The sequence below is a fragment of the Acidovorax sp. GBBC 1281 genome (assembly GCF_028473645.1).
In the GTDB taxonomy this organism is placed as follows: Bacteria; Pseudomonadota; Gammaproteobacteria; order Burkholderiales; family Burkholderiaceae_C; genus Paracidovorax.
This window is the reverse complement of sequence record NZ_CP097269.1, coordinates 3,731,477-3,752,922: the sequence shown is the minus strand read 5'-3', so window position 1 is coordinate 3,752,922 and position 21,446 is coordinate 3,731,477. Positions and strand designations below refer to the sequence as shown.

Annotated in this window: 20 protein-coding genes; 8 read left to right on the top strand and 12 right to left on the bottom strand. The window is 67.5% G+C overall.

The genetic code is table 11. From position 1 onward, the window contains the following. The first annotated feature begins 60 nt into the window (after nucleotides 1–60). Complete coding sequence (gene yccS, locus M5C96_RS17490) at nucleotides 61–2,256, top strand: YccS family putative transporter (protein ID WP_272564398.1); 2,196 nt, start codon at nucleotides 61–63, stop codon at nucleotides 2,254–2,256. Between the two features lie 103 nt (nucleotides 2,257–2,359). Then, nucleotides 2,360–2,758 carry a hypothetical protein gene (locus tag M5C96_RS17485; RefSeq protein WP_272564397.1) on the top strand — a complete coding sequence of 133 codons (399 nt, stop codon included), beginning with the start codon at nucleotides 2,360–2,362 and terminating at the stop codon, nucleotides 2,756–2,758. A 37-nt stretch (nucleotides 2,759–2,795) separates the two neighbouring features. On the opposite strand, the gene M5C96_RS17480 is transcribed toward M5C96_RS17485, so the two are convergent. Together M5C96_RS17480 and M5C96_RS17475 are read right to left on the bottom strand one after the other, a co-directional pair. Further along, a complete protein-coding gene (locus M5C96_RS17480) occupies nucleotides 2,796–3,422 on the bottom strand; it encodes a LysE family translocator (RefSeq protein WP_272564396.1) in 627 nt (208 codons plus the stop codon). 233 nt (nucleotides 3,423–3,655) lie between these two features. Beyond that, nucleotides 3,656–5,116 carry an AI-2E family transporter gene (locus tag M5C96_RS17475; protein WP_442867321.1) on the bottom strand — a complete coding sequence of 487 codons (1,461 nt, stop codon included), beginning with the start codon at nucleotides 5,114–5,116 and terminating at the stop codon, nucleotides 3,656–3,658. Nucleotides 5,117–5,289: 173 nt separating this feature from the next. Here M5C96_RS17475 and M5C96_RS17470 point away from each other — a divergent pair, with 173 nt between their 5' ends. Together M5C96_RS17470 and M5C96_RS17465 are read left to right on the top strand one after the other, a co-directional pair. Next, a complete protein-coding gene (locus M5C96_RS17470) occupies nucleotides 5,290–6,006 on the top strand; it encodes a hypothetical protein (RefSeq protein WP_272564395.1) in 717 nt (238 codons plus the stop codon). Continuing rightward, nucleotides 6,003–6,548: a FlgO family outer membrane protein gene (locus tag M5C96_RS17465; RefSeq protein ID WP_272564394.1), complete on the top strand. Its 546-nt coding sequence runs from the start codon at nucleotides 6,003–6,005 to the stop codon at nucleotides 6,546–6,548. The genes M5C96_RS17470 and M5C96_RS17465 overlap by 4 nt, the downstream gene beginning before the upstream one ends. Before the next feature lie 188 nt (nucleotides 6,549–6,736). Here the strand turns inward: M5C96_RS17465 and flhC are convergent, their stop codons facing one another. The 5 genes from flhC to M5C96_RS17440 all read right to left on the bottom strand — a co-directional run bounded on the left by flhC (nucleotide 6,737) and on the right by M5C96_RS17440 (nucleotide 11,078). Next, nucleotides 6,737–7,279: a flagellar transcriptional regulator FlhC gene (gene flhC / locus M5C96_RS17460; protein WP_272564393.1), complete on the bottom strand. Its 543-nt coding sequence runs from the start codon at nucleotides 7,277–7,279 to the stop codon at nucleotides 6,737–6,739. Between the two features lie 67 nt (nucleotides 7,280–7,346). Then, on the bottom strand, nucleotides 7,347–7,676 hold the full coding sequence (gene flhD / locus M5C96_RS17455; protein ID WP_092740590.1) for a flagellar transcriptional regulator FlhD: 330 nt from the start codon (nucleotides 7,674–7,676) through the stop codon (nucleotides 7,347–7,349). Nucleotides 7,677–7,909: 233 nt separating this feature from the next. Beyond that, nucleotides 7,910–8,809, bottom strand: coding sequence for a sulfurtransferase (locus M5C96_RS17450; protein WP_272564392.1), 900 nt, complete (start codon nucleotides 8,807–8,809; stop codon nucleotides 7,910–7,912). A gap of 129 nt (nucleotides 8,810–8,938) precedes the next feature. After that, nucleotides 8,939–9,850, bottom strand: coding sequence for a DMT family transporter (locus M5C96_RS17445; RefSeq protein ID WP_272564391.1), 912 nt, complete (start codon nucleotides 9,848–9,850; stop codon nucleotides 8,939–8,941). An 88-nt stretch (nucleotides 9,851–9,938) separates the two neighbouring features. After that, the gene (locus tag M5C96_RS17440; RefSeq protein ID WP_272564390.1) at nucleotides 9,939–11,078 is read right to left on the bottom strand and encodes an aromatic ring-hydroxylating oxygenase subunit alpha; all 1,140 of its coding nucleotides are present in this window, start codon (nucleotides 11,076–11,078) and stop codon (nucleotides 9,939–9,941) included. Between the two features lie 297 nt (nucleotides 11,079–11,375). Here M5C96_RS17440 and xseB point away from each other — a divergent pair, with 297 nt between their 5' ends. From xseB to M5C96_RS17420, 4 genes are all read left to right on the top strand, one after another. Continuing rightward, nucleotides 11,376–11,618 carry an exodeoxyribonuclease VII small subunit gene (xseB, locus tag M5C96_RS17435; RefSeq protein ID WP_272564389.1) on the top strand — a complete coding sequence of 81 codons (243 nt, stop codon included), beginning with the start codon at nucleotides 11,376–11,378 and terminating at the stop codon, nucleotides 11,616–11,618. An 8-nt stretch (nucleotides 11,619–11,626) separates the two neighbouring features. Then, entirely contained in the window at nucleotides 11,627–12,568 is a 942-nt protein-coding gene (locus M5C96_RS17430; protein ID WP_272569765.1) for a polyprenyl synthetase family protein, read from the top strand. Nucleotides 12,569–12,702: 134 nt separating this feature from the next. After that, nucleotides 12,703–14,592, top strand: coding sequence for a 1-deoxy-D-xylulose-5-phosphate synthase (gene dxs, locus M5C96_RS17425; protein WP_272564388.1), 1,890 nt, complete (start codon nucleotides 12,703–12,705; stop codon nucleotides 14,590–14,592). Nucleotides 14,593–14,886: 294 nt separating this feature from the next. Continuing rightward, complete coding sequence (locus M5C96_RS17420; protein WP_272548513.1) at nucleotides 14,887–15,966, top strand: TRAP transporter substrate-binding protein; 1,080 nt, start codon at nucleotides 14,887–14,889, stop codon at nucleotides 15,964–15,966. Nucleotides 15,967–16,216: 250 nt separating this feature from the next. Here the strand turns inward: M5C96_RS17420 and M5C96_RS17415 are convergent, their stop codons facing one another. The 5 genes from M5C96_RS17415 to M5C96_RS17395 all read right to left on the bottom strand — a co-directional run bounded on the left by M5C96_RS17415 (nucleotide 16,217) and on the right by M5C96_RS17395 (nucleotide 21,406). Next, nucleotides 16,217–16,744, bottom strand: a complete 528-nt coding sequence (locus M5C96_RS17415) for a hypothetical protein (protein WP_272564387.1) — start codon at nucleotides 16,742–16,744, stop codon at nucleotides 16,217–16,219. Then, on the bottom strand, nucleotides 16,741–18,327 hold the full coding sequence (locus M5C96_RS17410; protein WP_272564386.1) for a TRAP transporter large permease: 1,587 nt from the start codon (nucleotides 18,325–18,327) through the stop codon (nucleotides 16,741–16,743). Before M5C96_RS17410 ends, M5C96_RS17415 begins: the two co-directional genes overlap by 4 nt. A gap of 48 nt (nucleotides 18,328–18,375) precedes the next feature. After that, entirely contained in the window at nucleotides 18,376–18,915 is a 540-nt protein-coding gene (locus M5C96_RS17405) for a TRAP transporter small permease subunit (protein WP_272564385.1), read from the bottom strand. Between the two features lie 368 nt (nucleotides 18,916–19,283). Beyond that, complete coding sequence (locus M5C96_RS17400; protein WP_272564384.1) at nucleotides 19,284–20,207, bottom strand: hypothetical protein; 924 nt, start codon at nucleotides 20,205–20,207, stop codon at nucleotides 19,284–19,286. Nucleotides 20,208–20,683: 476 nt separating this feature from the next. After that, nucleotides 20,684–21,406 (bottom strand): mechanosensitive ion channel family protein, encoded by a 723-nt coding sequence (locus tag M5C96_RS17395; protein WP_272564383.1) that lies wholly within the window; start codon nucleotides 21,404–21,406, stop codon nucleotides 20,684–20,686. Nucleotides 21,407–21,446: the final 40 nt, after the last annotated feature.

The following is a 21,446-nucleotide window of genomic DNA, read 5'->3' as shown; positions in this document are numbered from 1 at the left end:
GGGCCCGCGCCATGGTTTTTTCTTTCTCTCTCCGGGGTTGATGCGATCTTGAAAACGGCAATGGCAGGGTGGGCAAGGCGCCTGTGGGCGCAGGATGCGCTGGTGTACGGCGTGCGCGTGTTCATCGCGCTGAGCGGCGCCATGGCCGTGTGCTGGTGGCTGGACCGCGTGCCGCTGGTCACGCCGATCTTCCTGGGCATCATCGCCAGCGCCATCGCCGAGACCGACGACAACTGGCGCGGCCGGCTGAGGGCGCTGCTCGTCACGCTGGCCTGCTTCGCCACCGCCGCGTTCTCGGTCGAGGCCCTGATGCCGTGGCCCCTGTGGTTCGTGGCGGGCATGGCCGTGTCCACCTTCGGCTTCACCATGCTCGGCGCCGTGGGCGAGCGCTACCGCGCCATTGCACTGGCCACCGTCATCCTGGCGCTCTACACCGCCATCAGCGTGGCGCCCGGCTCCCAGCGCGGGGGCGGCCCGGCCTTGGGCTTCAGCGTGCCCACCTGGCTGCTGGCCGGCGCCACTTGGTACGGCCTGCTGTCGCTGCTGTGGTGCGCGCTGTTCCCGCACCAGCCCGTGCGCCAGAACCTCGCCAAGCTCTACGGCGTGCTCGGCGCCTACCTGCGGCTCAAGGCCAGCCTGTTCGAGCCCGTGCGCGGCGTGGATGTGGAGCGCCGGCGCCTGGCGCTCGCCCAGACCAACGGCCGCGTGGTGTCCGCCCTCAACACCACCAAGGAAAGCATCTTCAGCCGCCTGGGCGCGCGCCGCGAGGCGCCGCCCCCCACCGGCCGGCTGCTGCGCCACCTGAACCTGTACTTCATCGCGCAGGACATCCATGAGCGCGCCAGTTCGTCGCACCACCACTACAACGACTGGGCCGACGTGCTGTTCCACAGCGACGTGCTCTACCGCTGCCAGCGCGTGCTGCAACTGCAGGGCGTGGACTGCACCCGCCTGGCCGAGGCCCTGCAGAGGCACGAGCCCTTCGTGCGCGACCCCGCCGGCGAGCGCGCCATGGCCGACCTGCACGACTCCATCGCCCACCTGGAAAGCCAGCGCCAGAGCGCCTGGCAGCGGCCCCTGCGCAGCCTGCGCGCGCTGGCCCGCAACCTCGCCACGCTCTCCGGCCAGCTCGACGCCGCCACCCACCCCGATGGCGGCGAGCGCCTGGGCGACAGCAGCCTGCTGGACCGATCGCCCCGGTCGCTGGCCGATGCCTGGGGCCGCGTGCGCGCGCAGCTGCACCCGGGCACGCCGCTGTTCCGCCATGCCACGCGCCTGTCGCTGGCGCTCGCGGCCGGCTGCATCGCCATGCAGCTCATCGACCCCGTGCACGGCTACTGGATTCCGCTGGCCACGCTGTTCGTGTGCCAACCCACCTACGGCGCCACCGTCACGCGCGTGTCGCAGCGCGTCGCCGGCACCGCCATCGGCCTGGTGGTCGGCTGGGCGCTGCTCAAGCTCTTTCCCAGCCCGCCGCTGCAGGCGCTCTTCGCAGTGGCGGCGGGCGTGCTGTTCTTCGTCACCCGCACCACGCGCTACCTCACGGCCACCGCCGCCATCACGCTGCTGGTGCTTATGTGCTTCAACCAGGCCACCGGCGAAGCCCACGCGCTGATCCTGCCGCGCCTGCTCGACACCCTGATCGGCAGCGCCATCGCCACCGCCGCCATGATGGTCGTGCTGCCCGACTGGCAGGGCCGGCGCCTGGCCGCCGTGGCCGCGCAGGCCCTGCAGGCCAACGGGCAGTACCTGCGCGAGATCATGTCGCAGTACGCCACCGGCAAGGACGACGACCTCGACTACCGCCTGGCCCGCCGCACCGCCCACAACGCCGACGCCGCCTTCTCCACCGCCCTGTCGCACATGCTGCGCGAGCCCCGCCACGTGCGCTCGCATTCGCAGGCCGGCATGCGCATGCTGGTGCTGTCGCACACCCTGCTCAACTACCTCTCGGCGCTGGGCGCGCACCGCGGCCAACTCGCCGAAGGCGTGGACGACCCACTAGTACAGGAGGGCGCCCGCTACGCCGTCGAGCGCCTCGAAGCCGTCGCCCGCGCCCTGCGCACCCGCGACGCCCTGGAGGGCGACGCAGCCCACGGCGAAACGCTGGCCACCGCGCTGGAACAGGCCGCCGATGCCGCACCGGACACCTTGCGGCTGGTGCAGACGCAACTGGCCCTGGTGTGCCGGCAATTGGCGTTGCTGCAGGCCCTGGCTACGCAGCTCTCGGCGCGCGCGCCGGTGGCGCAGGCATAGCGGGGGCGGGGTGCCCCGGCTGGTGGACCCTTACGCCATGGGGCTCGCAGCCGGTCACCGTGCACCGTGTTCATCTTCTGTTTCCCATCAAATTGGATTGGCAATGAAGCTGAATGATTTCAGGAAAGTCCCATGCATCGTCTGGTGCTTGGCATTGAATGCACTTGTTTTTCTGGCTTGGTACGCTGCGACGCCCACTTTTTTTGACAGTGAAAACAGCCCTCAGCGCGTCTATCGCCTTGAGTTTCACAAAGCGTCTCTCGTTCAGCGCATCATTCATCACGACTACAAGATGCCCTACGTGGTGCGTTTGTACCGCGTGAATTCCAGAACCCTCCTGGGTGAAAGTCAGGTCGTCGATCTTTGGATGAATGGAGAAATCCATTGGTGGTTGAGTCCGCCCAACAATGCGGTACAGGTCGGCAATGACGTGGCTTTCGAGAACATTCCTCCAGAATGCTCCGATCCATCGCCCCCTCCGGCCTGCGACGCAAAGCATTGATTAATGCTCTGCCCGCCCTGATGGATGGCCTCTTACCTCACCCAGGCCGGCGCGCCGTCAACGCCCAGACCCCCGCAGCCGCCAGCAGCGAACCGCCCGCGACATGGAAGCGCCGCTGTGCCCGTGGCGATGCGAGCAGCTTGCGCGCGCTGCCAGCGAACACGGCATACAGCGTCGCATTGGTGGCGGCCAGCACCACGAAGGTGACGCCCAGTATTCCCATTTGCTGCGTCGCGCTGGCGGCGGGGCTGAGGAACTGGGGCAGGAAGGCCACGAAGAAAACGATGCCCTTCGGGTTCAACGCGGTCACCAGGTAGGTGTTCAGGAACAGGCGCCAGCGCGATGCCGGAGCGGCGGGTGCGGCGATTTCGGTGGCGGAGATTCCGGCACGCAGCAGGCGGATGCTCAGATACAGCAGGTACAGCCCGCCGACCCACTTCACCGCGGTGAACCAGAAGGCGGAGGTTTCCAGCAGCGCGCCCAGGCCCAGCAGCGACATCAACAGCGCGGTCGAATCGCCCAGCGCCACGGCCAGCACTAGCGGCACGTTCGCGCGGCGGCCGTGCGACATCGAGTAGCTGATCACGGTGAGGATGGTCGGGCCGGGGATGACCAGCATCACGGCCGAGGCCGCGACGAAGGCGAGCCAGAGTTCGATGGGCATGGTTTTTTGCTCCTGTGGGCTGGTGTGCGACACGCCTGCGGGGGAAGGCATCGATCGATGGGTCCGAGCAATGCGTGGATGTGCCGATGGCGCCATGCACACCGGCGCCCCCATCATGGAGATTCAGGCGGGCGGACGCAACCCCGGCGACAGGCGAATGGCCCTGATCGAAGACGGGCCCGGCCCGGCTGCGGTGCTTGGCCTTGGCCGGGCGCGTCAGACCTTCCTTCCCTTCAATCCCCCAGCAGTTCCCCCACCGCCCGCAGATCCTCCACCCGGTCGCAGATCGCCTTCACGGCCATCATCACCGGAATGCCCAGCAGCAGGCCCCACAGCCCCCACAGCCAGCCCCACACCAGCACGCTGACGAACACGGCCACGGGGCTCATGCGGCTGGTCTTGCTGGTGAGCCAGGGGGTGAGCAGATTGCCCACCAGGGTGTGGATGACGAGCGATGCGCCGCCGATGGCCAGCGCCATGTCCACGGTGCCGAACTGCAGGAAGGCGACCAGCGCCGAGGCGCCCGTCACCACCACCGAGCCGATGTAGGGCGCGAGGTTGAGCACCCCGGCCACCACGCCCCAGACGGCGGGGTTTTCCAGCCCGAGCAGGGCGTACACCGCGCCGGTGGCCACGCCCACCAGCACGCTGGTGAGCAGTTGCACCAGCAGGTAGCGCTGGATCTGGCCGGTGATGTCGTCCAGCACCGCCATGGTCACCTTGCGCCGCTCCAGGCTATGCCCGGCGATGCGCATGAGCTTGCGCCGGAACAGGTTGCCCGATGCGAGCGCGAAGAAGGTCAGGAAGATCACCACGGTGAGCTGGCCGGCGGCAGACGCCAGGCCCATGGTGCCGCTCCACACGTAGTCGCGAATGTTGAAGGGCGCGCGCTCGATCACCACGCGCTGCACGCCGCGGCGCGTCTGCGGCGGAATGCTCTCGGTGGCGGCCTGCTCGATCTGCGTGGCGGCCTTCTGCATGGTGTCCAGCGGGCTGGGCCCGCCCACGCGCTGGCGCATGGCGTCGCGCACCTTGCGCGCGGCCACGGGCACCGAATCCACCAGCTCGGCCGCGCCGTCGCTGAGCGACCAGGCCGCGCCGCCCAGGTTGCCGACGATGCCCATCAGCAGCACGCCGGCCCCGAGCCAGCGCGGGATGTGCCAGCGGTGCAGGGCGGTGACCGCGGGATGCAGCGCGGTGGTGAGCAGCACGCTCAGCATGAGGGGAATGAACACGGCGCTGGCCCAGTGCAGCAGCGCGACGGTGGCGAACAGGGCCAGCAGGGCGAGCGACATGTTGCGCACGTCGATCGGCATGTTCAGCATGAAGCCCGGCGCCCCGGGCAGGGCCGCGGCGGCAGCGGCCGCCGAGGGCATGGCGGGTGCCGGGGATGGTGATGGGTGCGGTTCGGCGTGCGGTGCTGCGGGCGAGGCCGGCAGCGCGGCGGTTGCGGAAGGGGCCGTGGAGGCGGGCGACGTGGCCGATGCCTCCTCAGCCCCGGAGGCCAGGGGTTCGAGCGGCACGTCGTCGCCGGGCTCGGGCGCGGCGGTGGGGTCGGATGCGGGGTTGGATGGTGAGGTGTCGGAATGGTCGGGCGGGTCGCCGGCCGGAAGCTGCCCTGTCGTCGCGGAGGTGGGTGGAAGTTGGCGCGCCAGGGGCGGCGTGGGGGGCAGGGGGGCGGCGGGGCGGGACATGCGCGGATTTTGTCGCAACGCCGCTCGAACGCCGCGTAGGCGAGCACCGCAGCAGCGGGGCCGGCGCGTGCGGGAAACCCCGGGTGAAGAGGCCCCCAAGCCCCCTGGCAACGGGGGAAAAGCCGCGCTGTTCGGCCGATGCCTTGCCCGGGCGGCCGCTAGCATTTGCGGTTATGGAATCTCTCGAAAAACGTGCACGCCCGGCCGCCCGGGCCCCGGCGCAGGGCCGCGAATCCGCTGGCGTGGAGCGTCTGGCACCTGCACGCCGGCTGGCGGGCGGGTGCCTGCTGTCCGCTGCCGCGCTGCTGGCCGGCTGCGCGGCGCCCGATCTGCCGCGCGACGAATTGCACGCGCCCTCCGCGCAGAAAACCGCGCGCGCCGTGCAGCACTGGGACGTGCTGGCCCGCGACGTGGCGGAGCGCACGACGGTGCGGCTGCGCGACTGGCCGCCGGGGGAGTACCCGATCTATCTGCTTCCCGCGCAGGGCGACGGCTTCGACGCGGGCTTTCGCTCGCTGCTGGTGACGCGCCTGGTGGACCGCGGCATCACCGTCTCGACCCAGCCGACGGGCGTGCGCATGGCGGTGTCCACGCAGGTGGTGCAGCACCAGGGCGGCGGTGTGTACGCGCCGCCGCGGGTGCGGCTGTCCGAGGGCGTGGCGGTGGTGCGCGATGCGTCGGGCGCCTACGTGCCGGCGCCGGACGTGCTGCTGGCCAGCGGCACGGCGCGCACCGAAATTTTGGTGACCACGTCCATCGAATCGGACGAGCGCGTGCTGGCGCGCACCAGCGACGTCTATTCCATCGACCAGGGCGACGTGGCGCTGTACCTGCCGCGCGTGCCGGCGGTGGCGGCCACGCCGGTCAAGACGTGGCGGGTGGTGCCATGAGGCGCCGCACCGTGCTGGCCGGCGCGCTGGCGGGCGCCGCGGTGGTGGCCATGCCGGGTTGCGCGCGTTTCTACTACGGCAGCGCGGCCGCAGGCGGCGTGCAGACCGACCTGCTCGAATTCAACCAGAAGGCCGCGGACATGCTGCTGCAGGGCGCGCCGCTCGATCCGCGCCAGCCGGTGCTGGTCTCCACGCTGGTGCACCTGGACCGGCTGAACGAATCGTCCCGGCTGGGCCGCCTGTGCTCCGAACAGATCGCCGGGCGGCTGGTGCAGCGCGGCGTGCGCGTGACCGAACTGAAGCTGCGCGAGAACCTGGTCATGCGGCCCGGCGACGGCGAACTGCTGCTCTCGCGCGAAGTGCGCGAGGTGAGCCGCGCCCAGGCGGCGCAGGCGGTGGTGGTGGGCACGTACGCGGCCACCCCGCAGACGGTGTACGTGAGCCTCAAGCTGGTGAGCCCCGAGGGCAACGCGGTCATGGCGGCCTACGACTACGCGCTGCCGGTGGACTCGGACATCCGCATCCTGCTGGCGATGCGCTGACGGGCCGGTGGGCGGATGGGGGCTGGGGCTGTGGGCGGTGGCGTCCCGACCATCCCGGCGCGCCCATGAAAAAACCCGGCCAGCGCCGGGTTTTCGAATATTTGATTTGCTATTGATTTTGTAGCGATATGCCCTAGTGGAATATGCGCTGGAAGGCTTTTTGGCTCAAAGCCTGGTGGTGCAGGGGCTCAATGCAGCATCAGCGCGCCGGCCGATTTGCTCTTGCCGGCACGGGCGGGCGGGTTGCACAGGCCGCAGGTGTAGTTGCGGGCGTTTTCGTACAGCTCGGTGACGAACTGGCCGCTGCACTGCGAGCAGGCGGTGCGGGTCAGCATGCCGGCGTCCACGAACTTCACCAGTCGCCAGGCGCGGGTGAAGGACAGCAGGGGTTCGATCTCGGCGGTGGTGACCTGCTCGTTGTACAGGCGGTAGGCCTTGGTGAGCAGTTCCACCGAATCCAGGTCCACGCCCTTGGACAGGTATTCGTAGATGTTCAGGAACAGCGAGCTGTGGATGTTCTCTTGCCAGGTCAGGAACCAGTCGGTCGAGAAGGGCAGCTGGCCCTTGGACGGCGACTTGCCGGCGATCTCCTTATACAGCCGGATCAGGCGCTCGTAGGACAGCGTGGTTTCCGACTCCAGCACCTGCATGCGGGCACCCATCTGGATCAGCATGGCGGCGCGTTCGATCTGCTTGGATTCGTTGAGGACGCTCTTGACGGGTGCGGACATGGCTGGCTTTCGAAGAAGGGTGGGCGGCGGCAGGTGGGCGAGGCGGTGAGGGCGGCGGGCGCTGCGCTCAGAGCACTTCGGACACGCGGCTGGCCATCAGGATGTTGGCGTGCAGCGTGTTGGTCGCTTCGTTGCCGACCTTCTTCGGGGTGTTGTGGTTGGTGAGCAAGCTCCACACCAGGTTGTCGTCCACCCGGAAGCTGCACAGCAGCGTGTTGCGGGAGGCCAGCTTGAGCACCTGCGCGGCCGACAGCGAGGCGAGGATGTCGGCGGCGTCTTCGTTCAGGCCCAGACGGAAAACAGCTTCCGCCTTGTCCTGGCGGATCAGGGTCTGTGCCAACATCAGGTAGGTGAGGTTGGCTTCGCGGATTTCAGCGAGAAGTTGTTCGGAGGTCATGGTGAATCCTTTTCCTTTAACCGATCTGGCGGGGTTCATGCGGTTTGCATGGTTTCGCGATCCGTTGAAATGGATTGTGAATTCAGCCCAATCAAAAATTAAGTCGGGGTTTGGATGTGCAGCGTGTCTGGTCGGCACACCCGGCGTGTAGGAATTTGCCTTACAAAATCCGCGGCGGGTGTCCGACCCTGGAGAGGGGAAGGCCTGCTGCACGGCCGGCCCTCCCACAGGGGTCAGCCGCGCTCCACGGGGCGGTCAGGAACGCTGCACCATTCGCTCCAGCTGCCGGCAAACAGCGTGGTTTTTCCGAAACCGGCCAGTTCCATGGCCAAGACATTGGGAATGGCGCTCACCCCGCTGCCGCACTGGTGCACCACCGTGCCGGGCGCGCGGGCGCCGAGCAGGGCCTCGAACTCGGCGCGCAGTTGCGCGGCGGGCTTGAAGCGGCCATCCGGCCCGAGGTTTTCGCTGAAAGGGCGGTTCAGCGCGCCCGGAATGTGCCCGGCCATGGGGTCCAGCGGCTCGACCTCGCCGCGGTAGCGGGCGGGCGCGCGGGCGTCGATCACCGTCTGGCGGTCCTGCCCCAGGGCGGCCTGCACGTCCGCCGCGGTGGCCAGCTGGCGCAGGGGCTCGCCCAGCTTGAAGTTGGACTGGAAATGCGCCGGCTCGTCGCCGCTGGCGAGGTCCCCGCCCGCCGCGGTCCAGGCCTGCAGGCCGCCGTCCAGCACCGCCACCGCATCGTGGCCGGCCCACTTGAGCATCCACCACAGGCGGCCACAGTAGTTGGCGCCGTTGCGGTCGTAAACCACGGCCTGCATGCCGTTGGTGAAGCCGATGCGCGAGAGCCAGGCTTCGAGCCGGTCGCGGTTGGGCAGGGGGTGGCGCCCGCCCGATGCGGACTGGTCCGCCTCGGTGGCGACGATGGTGCCGCCCGCGCCGGGCGCGCCGTGCTTGGCGCTCAGGTCGCGGTCCAGGTGCGCGTAGAGCGCGCCGGGAATGTGCGATTCGCGGTATTGCTGCTCGCCCAGCGAGGGCTGCGTCAGGTCGAACGTGCAGTCGAAGACCATCCGCGGCGCGCCGCTGGCGATGAGGGATTGCAGTTCGGCGGCGGAGATCAGGGTGGTGTACGGCATGGGACTGAATCAATCGGTGGCGGACAAGCCCTTATTGTGGTCCGGTGCGGCGGGGCCGTGCGTCGGACAGGCCTGACGGGCGGGCGCGCCCTGGGGCCACGCAGCTGCGGCACCGCCGGGCCGGTGGCCTCAGTGCTCTTCGGCCGGCGCCCCGGGGGCCGCGCGCGCCCGCAGCACGGTGGCCACGATGCCGCTCACCACGATGAGCGCCATGCCGGCCCAGCCGATGGCGGGGATGTCGTCGCCGAACAGCAGCACGCTGTACAGCCCCGCGAACACAATGCCTGAATACTGCAGGTTGGCCACCACCAGCGTGCCGCGCGAGGTGCGCGCGCTGGCATAGGCCCGCGTCAGGCACAGCTGGCCGCCGGCGGCCAGCACGCCGATCGGCAGCAACCACAGGCTGGGCCAGCCCGGCCAGTCGGACATGCCCGTGAGCAGCAGGCCCGCGCCGCCAGCCACCGCCGAACCCACGGCGAAATAGAACACCGTGCGCGTCTCGGGCTCGCCCAGGCGCGACAGCGCCATGACCTGCATGTAGGCGAACGCGGCGGTGAGGCCCGACAGCAACCCGATCAGGCCGGCGAACATCTGGTGCTGGTCGAGGCTGGGACGCAGCATCATCACCACGCCGGCGAAGCCCACCATCACGGTGAACACCAGCGTGCCCTGCAGCGGCGGGCGCGAGCTGCTGCTCGAGGGCCGCCAGGCCAGCAGCGCGCCACCGACCAGAAACGCCGCGATCCACACGCTGCTCATGTAGTTGAGCGTCATCGCGGTGGCCAGCGGCAGGTGTGCGATGGCGTAGAACCACGAGCCCAGCGAGACCACCCCCACCAGGCTGCGCCACGCGTGCATGCCCGGGTAATGCGTGCCCAGCTTGACCCGTTGCGAGCACGCCAGCGCCCACAGGATCGCCATGCCGATGATGCCGCGGTAGCACACCAGTTCGGCCGAGTTGAAGTAGGCCGACGCGACCTTGACGCACACGCCCATGCTGGCGAAGAGGAACGCGGCCAACACCATCCAGAGCGCTTGCATGGGAATGAGGGGTTTTGAGTGAAAAAGGCCGCATGCCCTAGTGGATCATGCGGCGGAAGCTATTATTTTTATAGCAATCGGATCGGCGTCAGCGCTGGGGCGCCGCATCGCCCATGGCGGCGCGGTACCACTCGTGGAAGTGCTGCATGCCGTCTTCCATCGGGCTCTGGTAGGGACCGACCTCGTTGTCGCCGCGCTCGTAGAGGGCGCGGCGGCCGGCGTCCATGCGCTCGCCGATCTCGTCGTCCTCGATGCAGGTTTCCATGTAGGCGGCCTGCTGGGCCTCGACGAACTCGCGCTCGAAGGCGGTGATCTCCTCGGGGTAGTAGAACTCCACCATGTTCATCGTCTTCGTCGGGCTGACGGGATGCAGCGTGGAGACGGTGAGCACGTGCGGATACCACTCCACCATGATGTGCGGGTAGTAGGTGAGCCAGATCGCGCCGCGCTCGGGCAGCTTGCCTTCGCGGTACCGCAGCAGCACGTCGTGCCATTGGCGGTAGACGTCGGAGCCGGGCTTGCCGAAGGTGGAGGCCACGCCGACCGTCTGCACCGAATAATGCTTCTGGAACTCCCAGCTCAGATCCTCGCAGGTCACGAAGTTGCCCAGGCCCGGGTGGAAGGGCCCCACGTGGTAGTCCTCGAGGTAGACCTCGATGAAGGTCTTCCAGTTGTAGTTGCACTCGTGCATTTCCACGCGGTCGAGCGAAAAGCCGTCGAAGCTCAGTTCGGCGCGCGGCCCCATGCCGGCCAGGTCGGCGCCGATGTCGCGGCCGTTGTCCTCGAACAGGAGGCCGTTCCACTCGCGCAGGCCGTAGTTGTTGAGGTTCAGGCAGGGGTCCTGCGCGAAGTGCGGGGCGCCGAGCAGCTGGCCGCCGGGCGAATACGTCCAGCGGTGCAGCGGGCACACGATGTTGCCGCCCGCATGGCCCTTGCCGTGGCCCTGCAGGGTGCCGCGGCCCTTGAGCATCACGGCCTGGCGGTGGCGGCACACGTTGGAGATCAGCTCGACGCCGCCCTGCGCGTTGCGCACGAGCGCACGGCCTTCGCCTTCCTGCGGCAGGGCGTAGTAGTCGCCCGCATCGGGCACGGAAAGCTGGTGCCCCACATAGCGGGGCCCGCGCTGGAAGATGGTCTCCAGCTCGCGCTGGAACAGCGCTTCGTCAAAGTAGCTTGAAACTGGTAGTTGGCTTGCGGCCTGCTGCAGTTGAAGACTTAAATCAGACATGGGTGACCTGACCTAAAGACTCCCCACAGGGAGGGTGCGTGAAGTGCACACGGAAAAAAAGAAACCGGCATGCAAGCCGGCCCGAAGGGAATGGGATTGTAGCCGGTGGGGTTATTTCCGCTCCCCCCGTATGTGTATTGGCCGGACATGCTTGAGCGCGCCGGGCAAGGCTTGCGCGCCGATGGTGTCGCCAAGGTGCCAGCCATTTTCCACGTGCCGCCCACCCGCCGCCGCCCGCCCGAAGGAGGGTGCGCCTAAAATCGACCGTTTTACCTGCGCGTTCGCCGCCCCCGTTCCATGCCCAAGGCCTCCGCCGTTCCCCCGAAACTCCCCGAACCCGCCAGCTACGAAGCCGCGCTGGAAGAGCTGGAGCAACTCGTGGGGCGCATCGAGTCGGGCCAGTTGCCTCTGGACCAGATGCTCGCGGGCTACCAGCGCGGCGCGCAGCTGCTGGCCTTTTGCCGCGGCCGGCTGGAAGCGGTGCAGGACCAGATCAAGGTATTGGACGAAGGAGCGCTGCAACCATGGACGCAGGAGTGACCCCCACCATGGCGGTAGTACCCACCCCTCTGGGCCCATCCACCGTGCCCACCGCGCTTCATCCCCCGTTCGACCTCGGCGCATGGAGCCACGCGCAACTGGCGCGCGTGGAGGACGCCCTGTCGCGCTGGGTGTGCAGCGATGCGCCCGCGGGCCTGGGCGAGGCCATGCGCTACGCAGTGCTCGACGGCGGCAAGCGCCTGCGGCCCCTGCTGGTGCTGGCCGCCTCGGAGGCCGTCGGCGGCCTGGACGAAGCGGCCCTGCGCGCGGCCTGCTCGGTGGAGCTGATCCACGCCTATTCCCTGGTGCACGACGACATGCCTTGCATGGACAACGACGTGCTGCGCCGCGGCAAGCCCACGGTGCACGTGCGCTTCGGCGAGGCCCGCGCGCTGTTGGCCGGCGATGCGCTGCAGGCGCTGGCCTTCGGCCTGCTCACGCCGGAGGGGCCGCAGGTGCCGCCCGCGATGCAGGCCACGCTGTGCCGCATGCTGGCGCAGGCCGCCGGTGCCGACGGCATGGCCGGCGGTCAGGCCATCGACCTGGCCAGCGTGGGCCGCGCTTTGAGCGAAGCCGAACTGCGCCAGATGCACCGGCTCAAGACCGGCGCGCTGCTGCAGGGCAGCGTGGTGATGGGTGCGGCCTGCGGGCAGGCCGCGCCGGCCGCCCTGGCCGCGCTGTCGCAGTACGGCGCCGCGCTGGGGCTGGCCTTCCAGGTGGTGGACGACATCCTCGACGTGACGGCCGATTCGGCCACGCTGGGCAAGACCGCCGGCAAGGACGCCGCGAGCGACAAGCCCACCTACGTATCGCTGCTCGGGCTCAAACGCGCCCAGGCGCACGCCGGCGAGCTGCGGGTCGAGGCGCACGCCGCGCTGGCCGCGAGCGGCCTGCCCGACACGCGCGCGCTGGCGGCGCTGGCCGACATGGTGGTGAACCGCTCGCACTGATGATGGCGGCGTGCTGCGTGCCCTGTGCCGCCATCCCCGCAGACCTCCCCGGTGGCCCCGGCGCACCGGCCCGCACAATGAACGGTCTGCAGCGCTTGCCTGCATGGCGCAAGCAGCTCCTCAAAAAATAGCCTATGTCCACGAATTCCTTTCCCCTGCTGCAGACCATCAACGACCCGGCCGACCTGCGCCGCCTGTCGCGCGCCGAGTTGAAGGACCTGGCCACCGAACTGCGCGCCTTCGTGCTCGACAGCGTCTCCAAGACCGGCGGACACCTGAGTTCCAACCTGGGCACGGTGGAGCTGACCGTGGCGCTGCACACCGTGTTCGACACCCCGCGCGACCGCCTCGTGTGGGACGTGGGCCACCAGACCTACCCCCACAAGATCCTGACCGGCCGGCGCGACCGCATGGGCACGCTGCGCCAGTTCGGCGGGCTGTCGGGCTTTCCGCAGCGGGCCGAGAGCGAGTACGACACCTTCGGCACGGCGCACTCCAGTACCAGCATCTCGGCCGCGCTCGGCATGGCGCTGGCCGCCAAGCAGCGGGGCGAGAACCGCCATGCCGTGGCCATCATCGGCGACGGCGCCATGACGGCGGGCATGGCCTTCGAGGCGCTGAACAACGCCGGCGTGGCCGATGCCAACCTGCTGGTCATCCTCAACGACAACGACATGAGCATCAGCCCGCCCGTGGGTGCGCTGAACCGCTATCTGGCGCAGCTCATGAGCGGCCATTTCTACGCCGCCGCCAAGAACGTGGGCAAGACCGTGCTCAAGCCCGTGCCGCCGCTGCTGGAGTTCGCCAAGCGGCTGGAGCAGCAGGCCAAGGGCATGGTGGTGCCGGCCACGCTGTTCGAAAAGTTCGGCTTCAACTACATCGGCCCCATCGACGGGCATGACCTCGACTCGCTCATTCCCACGCTGGAAAACATCAAGGGCCTGAAGGGCCCGCAGTTCCTGCACGTCGTTACCAAGAAGGGCCAGGGCTACAAGCTGGCCGAGGCCGATCCGGTGGCCTACCACGGCCCCGGCAAGTTCGACCCCCGCGTGGGCCTGACGCAGCCCGCCACGCCCCCGAAGCAGACCTTTACCCAGGTCTTCGGCCAATGGCTGTGCGACATGGCGGCCAAGGACGAACGGCTGGTGGGCATCACGCCCGCCATGCGGGAGGGCTCGGGGCTCGTGGAGTTCGAAAAGCGCTTCCCCGGCCGCTACTACGACGTGGGCATTGCCGAGCAGCACGCGGTCACGTTCGCCGCCGGCATGGCCTGCGAGGGCGTCAAGCCGGTGGTGGCGATCTACTCGACCTTCCTGCAGCGCGCCTACGACCAGTTGATCCACGACGTGGCCCTGCAGAACCTGCCCGTGGTGTTCGCGCTCGACCGCGCGGGCCTGGTCGGCGCCGATGGCGCCACGCATGCCGGCGCCTACGACATTCCGTTCGTGCGCTGCATTCCCAACATGAGCATGGCCTGCCCCGCCGACGAGCGCGAGTGCCGCCAGTTGCTGACCACCGCCTTCGAGCAGGACCATCCCGTGGCCGTGCGCTACCCGCGCGGCAGCGGCGCGGGCGTGGTGCCCCTGGCCAGCCTGGAGGGGCTGCCGTTCGGCAAGGGCGAGGTGCGCCGCATGGGCGCCGCGCCGCAGGGCCAACGCATCGCCATCCTGGCCTTCGGCACGCTGCTGTACCCCGCGCTGCAGGCGGGCGAGGCGCTGGATGCCACGGTGGTCAACATGCGCTGGGCCAAGCCCATCGACACGGCCCTGCTGCTGGAAGTGGCCGCGAACCACGATGCCCTGGTGACGCTGGAGGAGGGCACCACGCTGGGCGGCGCGGGAAGCGCCGTGTGCGAGGCCCTCAACGCCGCGGGCGTGGTGCGGCCGGTGCTGCAACTGGGCTTGCCCGATGCGTTCATCGAGCATGGCGACCCCGCCAGGCTGCTGGCGCTGCAGGGGCTGGATGCGGCAGGCATCGAGCAGGCCGTGCGCGCGCGGTTCCTGGCACCGTCCGCTGCGGCCTGAGACCGCCGGACCCATTCCGAGACGGCCCGAGGTGGATGGGCCTTCGCAGACGCGGCACGGGCGCTGATGCATAGGTCCCCGAGGCGCCCGCTGTCGATCTCCACGAAGGGCGCGCGCCCGATGCTTGCAGAACCCTGAATGGGCGAAACGGGTGGGTTCTTTCACGGGAAAACCCGCAAAACCCGCTGGGGGCATGTTCCTACAATCGTCCTCGGCCCACACAGTTTCTTGCCCTGGGCGCACGGTGCCCACCAGCGCCGGGTTCTGCCAACAATATCTCGGAGATCAATCCTCATGGATCGTCGTTCAATCATCAAGCACGCCGGCATCGTCGGCGTGCTGGCCGCGGGCGCGGCCCCTGCAGTGCATGCGCAGGCCAACATCCGCTGGCGCCTCGCTTCGAGCTTCCCCAAGTCGCTCGACACCATCTACGGAACGGCGGAGGTGTTCTCCAAGAAGGTCAGCGAAGCCACGGGCGGCAAGTTCCAGATCTCGGTGCATGCCGGCGGAGAGCTGATGCCCGCCTTCGGCGTGGTGGACGGCGTGCAGAGCGCCTCCGTCGAAATGGCCCACACGGCCCCCTACTATTTCTACGGCAAGGACCCGACGTTCTGCCTGGGCTGCGCCGTGCCGTTCGGCCTGAACGCGCGCCAGATGAACGCATGGATGTACGAGGGCAACGGCCTGAAGCTCATGCGTGAGTTCTACGCCAAGTACAACATCATCAACCTGCCGGGCGGCAACACGGGCGCGCAGATGGGCGGCTGGTTCCGCAAGGAAATCAAGTCGGTCGCCGACCTGAAGGGCCTGAAGTTCCGCACCAACCCTTTTGCGGGCAAGGTGCTGGAGCCGTTCGGCGTGATCCCCCAGTCCATCCCCGGTGCCGACCTGTACCCCGCGCTGGAAAAGGGCACGATCGACGCGTTGGAGTGGGTGGGACCGTACGACGACCAGAAGCTGGGCTTCAACAAGGTCGCGCCGTTCTATTACTACCCCGGCTGGTGGGAAGGCGGCCCGCAGCTGGACTTCTACATCAACACCAAGGCCTGGGAAGGCCTGCCGGCCGAATACAAGGCCGTGGTGGAAGCCGCCGCCTCGCACGCCCACGTGACCATGCTCGCCAAGTACGACGCCCGCAACCCCGTGGCCATCAAGCAACTGGTGGGCTCCGGCACCAAGCTGCGCCCCTTCACGCAGGACGTGATGAACGCGGCCTTCAAGTCGGCCCAGCAGATCTACTCGGACCTGAACAACAGCAACCCCGAATGGAAGAAAATCTACCCCGACTACTCCAAGTTCCTGGCCGACCAGAACGCCTGGTTCCGCTTCACCGAAGGCACGTTTGACCGTTTCATGCAGCAGCAGAAGCTGTAACTCCGCAATCCTCCGGAGCCGCCGTGTGAACGGCGGCTTTTTTTTGGGTGCCTGGTTTGCGCGCAAGCACCAACGCAGAGTGTCTGTCGCGTCCCTCGCGGGATGTGTGGGTTGAAACGGGAGCAGGGGCTCCAAAGTTCGAATCCTGGTACCGGTCGCGCCCCCGTGGGCGCGTGGATCATGCGCCTTGCCGCACCACGGCCATGGCTGCACACCGCAGGAGCGGCTGGTGGCATTTCCGCCCGGTGATTCAGCGAGTTGTCGGGGGCTGGTCTTCAGAGCTGGCTTGTGGATTGCTGCCCTGCCGGACCACCGCCTCGCCGAAGGCCACCAACAAGGCCGGGTCGGCCGAATGCACCCAGGCGATGCTGCCGTTGCGCCGGCGCACGAGCATGCGGGGCGCGACGATGCCGCTCAGCCAGGGCCAGTGCACGATCTTGAAGGTGGCCACTTCGCGGATGTGCACCTTCTTGTCCCACAGCCACGATTGCAGCAGGGCGTCGCCCGTGAAGCGCGTGCGACTGAACACCATCCACCAGCCCACCCAGGCGATCAGCACCCCGGCCAGGCAGAAGGTGGCCAGGCTGGTGAAGGACCACTGCGCGCCGCGCAGCGCGGGCACCGACCATGCCGCGAACGCGCCAAGCGCCACGACGATGGTCACGGCCAGCCCGCGCACCGCCGGCGGGTAGGCGGCGCTTTCCAGCCAGGCGCCACCGGCACCGCCCGGTGCGTCCGTTGCATCCGCAGGGGGCACGTTCGGGGAGTTGCCCGTCATTGCGGCGTGCTGGCCGCGCCTTCGGCGGGTGCGGCGTCCGGTGCTGGCTCGGGCACCGGCATGGCGGGCTCGGCACCGGGTTCGGCGGCCGGGGCGGCGCTGCCCGCTGCGGGCTTTTCACCGGTGCCGAACGGGTCATCCATGTTGATGGTGGGCTCGGCGGACGAGTCGGCCGGCATCTCGAGCTGCACCTTGTCCAGGTCGACCACCTGCTCCTTGTCCAGGAAGACGGTCACCGTCTGCGGGAAGAAGATCACGATCGCCACCAGGATCAGCTGCATGATCACCCAGGGGATGGAGCCCAGGTAGATGTCGCTGGACTTGACCGGTCTGTCGATGCGTTTTTCCTTGAACAGTGTGTCCGAGATGCCGCGCAGGTAGAACAGTGCGAAGCCGAAGGGCGGGTGCATAAAGCTCGTCTGCATGTTCACGCACAGCAGCACGCCGAACCACACCAGGTCGATGCCCAGCTTGTGCGCCACGGGGCCCAGCAGCGGCAGGATGATGAAGGCGATCTCGAAGAAGTCGAGGAAGAACGCCAGGAAGAAGATGAAGATGTTCACCACGATCAGGAAGCCGATCTGGCCGCCTGGCAGGTCGCTCAGCAGGTGTTCGATCCAGATGGCGCCATCCACGCCCTGGAACACCAGCGAGAACACCCGCGAGCCGATCAGGATGAACACCACCATGGCCGTGAGCCGCATGGTGCCGTCCATCGCTTCCTTGATGAGCTGCCACGTGAGCCGCTTGTGGATGGCCGCCAGGATCAGCGAGCCCACCGCGCCCATGGCGCCGGCCTCGGTCGGCGTGGCGATGGCGTGGTCCATGAAGGGCAGGCCGCCCATGGAGCCCAGCACCGCGAAGATCAGGATGGCCGAGGGGATGATGCCGCGCAGGCACTTGCCCCACAGGGCCCAGCCGTGCAGCGTGCGCGCCGTCTTGGGCAGGCCGGGCACGTACTCGGGGCGGAAGCGGCCCAGCAGGAAGGTGTAGATGGCGAAGATCAGCACCTGCAGGATGGCGGGGCCCCAGGCGCCCTTGTACATGTCGCCCACCGAACGGCCGAGCTGGTCGGCCATGACGATCAGCACCAGCGAGGGCGGCACCAGCTGCGTGATGGTGCCCGAGGCCGCCAGCACGCCGGTGGAGTAGCGCATGTTGTAGCCGTAGCGCATCATCACCGGCAGCGAGATCATGGCCATGGCGATCACCTGGCCGGCCACGGTGCCGGTGATGGCCCCGAGGATGAAGCCCACGATGATGACCGAGTAGCCCAGCCCGCCGCGCACCGGGCCAAACAGCTGGCCCATGGAGTCGAGCATGTCCTCGGCCAAGCCGCATTTCTCGAGCACCGCGCCCATGAGCGTGAAGAACGGAATGGCCAGCAGCAGGTCGTTGGACAGGATGCCGAACATGTTGATCGGCAGGTTCGCCATGAAGTTGGCCGGGAACCAGCCCATCTCGATGGCGAAGAATCCGCTGAACAGGCCCAGGGCCGCGAGCGAAAACGCGACCGGGAACCCGATCAGCATGATCACGATCAGCCCCGCGAACATGATCGGGGCAAAGTTTTCCATGTGCATTCTGGTGTCGTCCTGAGAGAAGTCGGTGGGGCAGGGGCGGGCGGGTGCTTACTGCACCGGCTTCTCGTAGTGCGTGTTCATCTGGATGTCGCCGCGCAGGTAGGCCACGCGCTTGATGATCTCTGCCACGCCTTGCAGGAACATCGCGCCGAAGCCCAGGGGCATCAGCAGCGCGGCGGGCCAGCGGATCAGGCCGCCGATGTTGCCGGACATCTCGCCAGACACCAGCATGTGCCAGAAGAACGGCGCCGTCAGCCAGGTGAGCAGGCCCATCACCGGCAGCAGGAAGACGATCAGGCCGAACAGGTCCACCAGCACGGGCTTCTTGCCGCGCAGCCGGCCGTAGATGATGTCCACGCGCACGTGCTCGTTGAGCTTGAGCACCAGCGGCGCGCCCAGCATCACGGTGGTGGCGAAGAGGTACCACTGGATCTCGAGCCAGGCGTTGGAACTCATGTCCAGGCCGTAGCGGATGATCGCGTTGGTGGCGGAAATCAGAGCGGCGGCGAGCACGGCCCATCCGGCCACCTTGCTGAGCTTGGTGGAAATCCAGTCCATGCCCATGGCCAATTTGAGGAGTCCTGACACGGTTTGTCTCCTGGAGAACTTGGGGAATTATCGAAATACGGCGGCCCGGCCGCTGCGTGCGGACGCAGGGCCGGGAGTGGCGCTGATCGTACTCCCCGGCTGCTGAAAAAAGCCTGACGTTCGGGGGTGGGGTTTTCCCGTGCGGCGGGTGGGTTCCGCCTCTCGGATGGGCTTGGTGCGGTGGACGGCGTCCAAGACCTGTCTGTCGTCAAGCGTTGAACAGAACCTCGTTGCGGAACACTCGCGTTTTTGTGATATGCGGACGCTTTAGCCACGGCGTGCTCTTGCATGCCAGCAGCGCGCGTGCCTTGATAAGTACCGCGAAAAAGAACATCTGGAGTCGCCGCATGCAGGGCATGTCCCCAGGGTCAACCGTCCTGCTTACCAAGAAAAATCACCTTCAAGGTGACGTCTTCGAGAGGACCATCCGGCGTGCTGAAAAACTCGCTCGACTCGACGCACTCCAGGCTGGTGCCGTGGAATGGATCGCGGATCGAGAGGTACCTCTGTCCATACTCCTCGCGCACACCGTCCAGCATTACGACGTGGCCGATTTTGGACAGTATGCAGGGACCGGCCTCATCGATCATGTTGGCGATATTGTGCCAAGCAGCCGTGCGATCTTCTTCATACCCGCTTTCGTAGCTGAAGTCGTATTCCATGAGCGTGGGCTCGATCCCGGTACGCTGTTGCAACGACTCCACAAGGTTGGACATGGTTAGGCGCTCCCCGAGGTCGGGCGCCTCGTACCCATGCCCCACGTTGGGGGTCAGAAGACCGTTGTCCAAGAGCAGCATCAGTTCGCACGCGTGCGAACAATCCTTGAATCCGGGCTGCGGAACAAGGAATCGTCCGTTGGCCAGCGGATAAGCCTCGAAACTGCCGATCTCGAACGGCCGGACGGCCTGGCCGTGCACCATGAAGGCAGCATAGGCATGATCGGAGGTTGCCGCGAAGCCGCCGAAATGCTGTGTCACTGAATGAGACGGAGAGTCGCTGATGAAGCCCTGACGCAATTGACTCTCGTAATTGGAGATTTCCTGCAAAGATGGACGGGGGTAGCGGCGGTTGATCCCATCGGCGCAGCGCAATATCGGTTCGGCATAGAACTCCGGGGGAATGCCGGGCGAGGGCTGCCCAGACTTGGCGATGACGCCGATGACATTTCCATGTCGAGAAAACAGCGCGTAGTCGCTGGCGGGTCGAAGCACCTTGTGGGTCTGCGAACTGCGAACGGCATGGTGCTGGACCTTCTTCGGCGGCAACCGGGAGGAATTGCCCCGCGGAGCCATGCTCGTCCCGGAACTGGAAGACGCCCTTTGTGGAAAATCATGTGACGGAGTCGCCCGCGCGCTCGACGAAGCTGAAGTCTGTGCCCTGGGTGATGTGGCTGCTGACCATTCCGATGGCGATTGATTGCGAGAGCTAATGCTCCCGCCAGCGCTACAGCAAGAATTTCCCATGGCTTTTCCGAAAGAGGACAAAGACCGGGATGTTCTTGCAACGGCGATTCCTCCCATGGCTTGGATGTGAAGGGATTTTTCAGAAAACGAAAGTGATGATCTCCTCCTGAGAAAGATGGAGATCCCCTCGGCCCGCACCGTTAGGCTCAATCCAAGAGCTTGTCGCGCGCTGCGGCCTATGGCTTTTCTTGATGACCGGCGCCTTGGCACCACACATATCCCTGGGTCAACAGCCTACGCTTAGTGATACATCGTTTGTCAAGGCGCCAGGGCAGCATGGCGGCTCCGGCGTCTGGGCTCCGGCGTCAGGGCACGGGGGGCCGCGGCGGACGATCTTCGGTATGAGCGGGCGGCGTGATGGGGAGCTTGCGCGGCCACCAGTGCTCGATGCACTCGGCCGCGCGGTCCTTGCCCCCCAAGCCGAAGGCCAGCGCCAGGGCGAACACCGCGCCGCCCAGCACGATGAGGAAGCTCTGGCGCACGATGTCGCCGCCGATGCGCAGGTGGTCGAGCGCGATCAGCACGACGAAGGCCACGATCGCGTACTGGGCCAGCTTGCCCAGCAGCACGGTTTCCTTCAGGCCGCTGCGCCGGCCCTGCGCGGCCACCATCTCGCCGACGAAGCGGCCGAAGTACGCGCCCAGCGCGAGGATGATGAGCGCGATGAACAGGTTGGGCACGAACCACACCACGCGGCTGAGCAGCGCGGTCACGTAGCTCAGGCCCAGGCCGTTGAAGGCGATGAGCAGCGAGGCGAGGATGACCAGCCAATAGACCAGGATGCCGAAGATGCTGGTGGTGTCGCCCTGCACGCCGCCTTGCTTCAGAAAGCCGTCGAGCCCGGCGCGCTGCGTGAGCACCTGGAAGTTGATCGCGCGCAGCCCGCGGGTCACGGCGAAGCGCGCCGCCTTGGCCACCAGCCAGCCGGCTGCGACGACGAGCAGGGCGATGAGAAGCCGCGGCAGGAATGCGCTGACCTGCAGCAGCATGGCGCGGGCCGGTTCCAGATGAATGCTGAAATTTTCCATGGAGGGTGCTCTCAATTGATCGGGTGAACGTGGACGGTCG

Bases quoted from the DNA above. Each gene is read 5' to 3' on its own strand.
- M5C96_RS17480 (WP_272564396.1), bottom strand. From the start codon at position 3,422: ATGCCCATCGAACTCTGGCTCGCCTTCGTCGCGGCCTCGGCCGTGATG.
- xseB (WP_272564389.1), top strand. From the start codon at position 11,376: ATGCCCAAGGCCTCCGCCGTTCCCCCGAAACTCCCCGAACCCGCCAGC.
- M5C96_RS17395 (WP_272564383.1), bottom strand. From the start codon at position 21,406: ATGGAAAATTTCAGCATTCATCTGGAACCGGCCCGCGCCATGCTGCTG.
- M5C96_RS17430 (WP_272569765.1), top strand. From the start codon at position 11,627: ATGGCGGTAGTACCCACCCCTCTGGGCCCATCCACCGTGCCCACCGCG.
- M5C96_RS17470 (WP_272564395.1), top strand. From the start codon at position 5,290: ATGGAATCTCTCGAAAAACGTGCACGCCCGGCCGCCCGGGCCCCGGCG.
- yccS (WP_272564398.1), top strand. From the start codon at position 61: ATGGCAGGGTGGGCAAGGCGCCTGTGGGCGCAGGATGCGCTGGTGTAC.
- M5C96_RS17400 (WP_272564384.1), bottom strand. From the start codon at position 20,207: ATGGCTCCGCGGGGCAATTCCTCCCGGTTGCCGCCGAAGAAGGTCCAG.
- M5C96_RS17420 (WP_272548513.1), top strand. From the start codon at position 14,887: ATGGATCGTCGTTCAATCATCAAGCACGCCGGCATCGTCGGCGTGCTG.
- M5C96_RS17410 (WP_272564386.1), bottom strand. From the start codon at position 18,327: ATGCACATGGAAAACTTTGCCCCGATCATGTTCGCGGGGCTGATCGTG.
- M5C96_RS17475 (WP_442867321.1), bottom strand. From the start codon at position 5,116: ATGTCCCGCCCCGCCGCCCCCCTGCCCCCCACGCCGCCCCTGGCGCGC.
- flhD (WP_092740590.1), bottom strand. From the start codon at position 7,676: ATGACCTCCGAACAACTTCTCGCTGAAATCCGCGAAGCCAACCTCACC.
- M5C96_RS17450 (WP_272564392.1), bottom strand. From the start codon at position 8,809: ATGCCGTACACCACCCTGATCTCCGCCGCCGAACTGCAATCCCTCATC.
- M5C96_RS17465 (WP_272564394.1), top strand. From the start codon at position 6,003: ATGAGGCGCCGCACCGTGCTGGCCGGCGCGCTGGCGGGCGCCGCGGTG.
- M5C96_RS17445 (WP_272564391.1), bottom strand. From the start codon at position 9,850: ATGCAAGCGCTCTGGATGGTGTTGGCCGCGTTCCTCTTCGCCAGCATG.
- dxs (WP_272564388.1), top strand. From the start codon at position 12,703: ATGTCCACGAATTCCTTTCCCCTGCTGCAGACCATCAACGACCCGGCC.
- flhC (WP_272564393.1), bottom strand. From the start codon at position 7,279: ATGTCCGCACCCGTCAAGAGCGTCCTCAACGAATCCAAGCAGATCGAA.
- M5C96_RS17485 (WP_272564397.1), top strand. From the start codon at position 2,360: ATGAAGCTGAATGATTTCAGGAAAGTCCCATGCATCGTCTGGTGCTTG.
- M5C96_RS17415 (WP_272564387.1), bottom strand. From the start codon at position 16,744: ATGACGGGCAACTCCCCGAACGTGCCCCCTGCGGATGCAACGGACGCA.
- M5C96_RS17440 (WP_272564390.1), bottom strand. From the start codon at position 11,078: ATGTCTGATTTAAGTCTTCAACTGCAGCAGGCCGCAAGCCAACTACCA.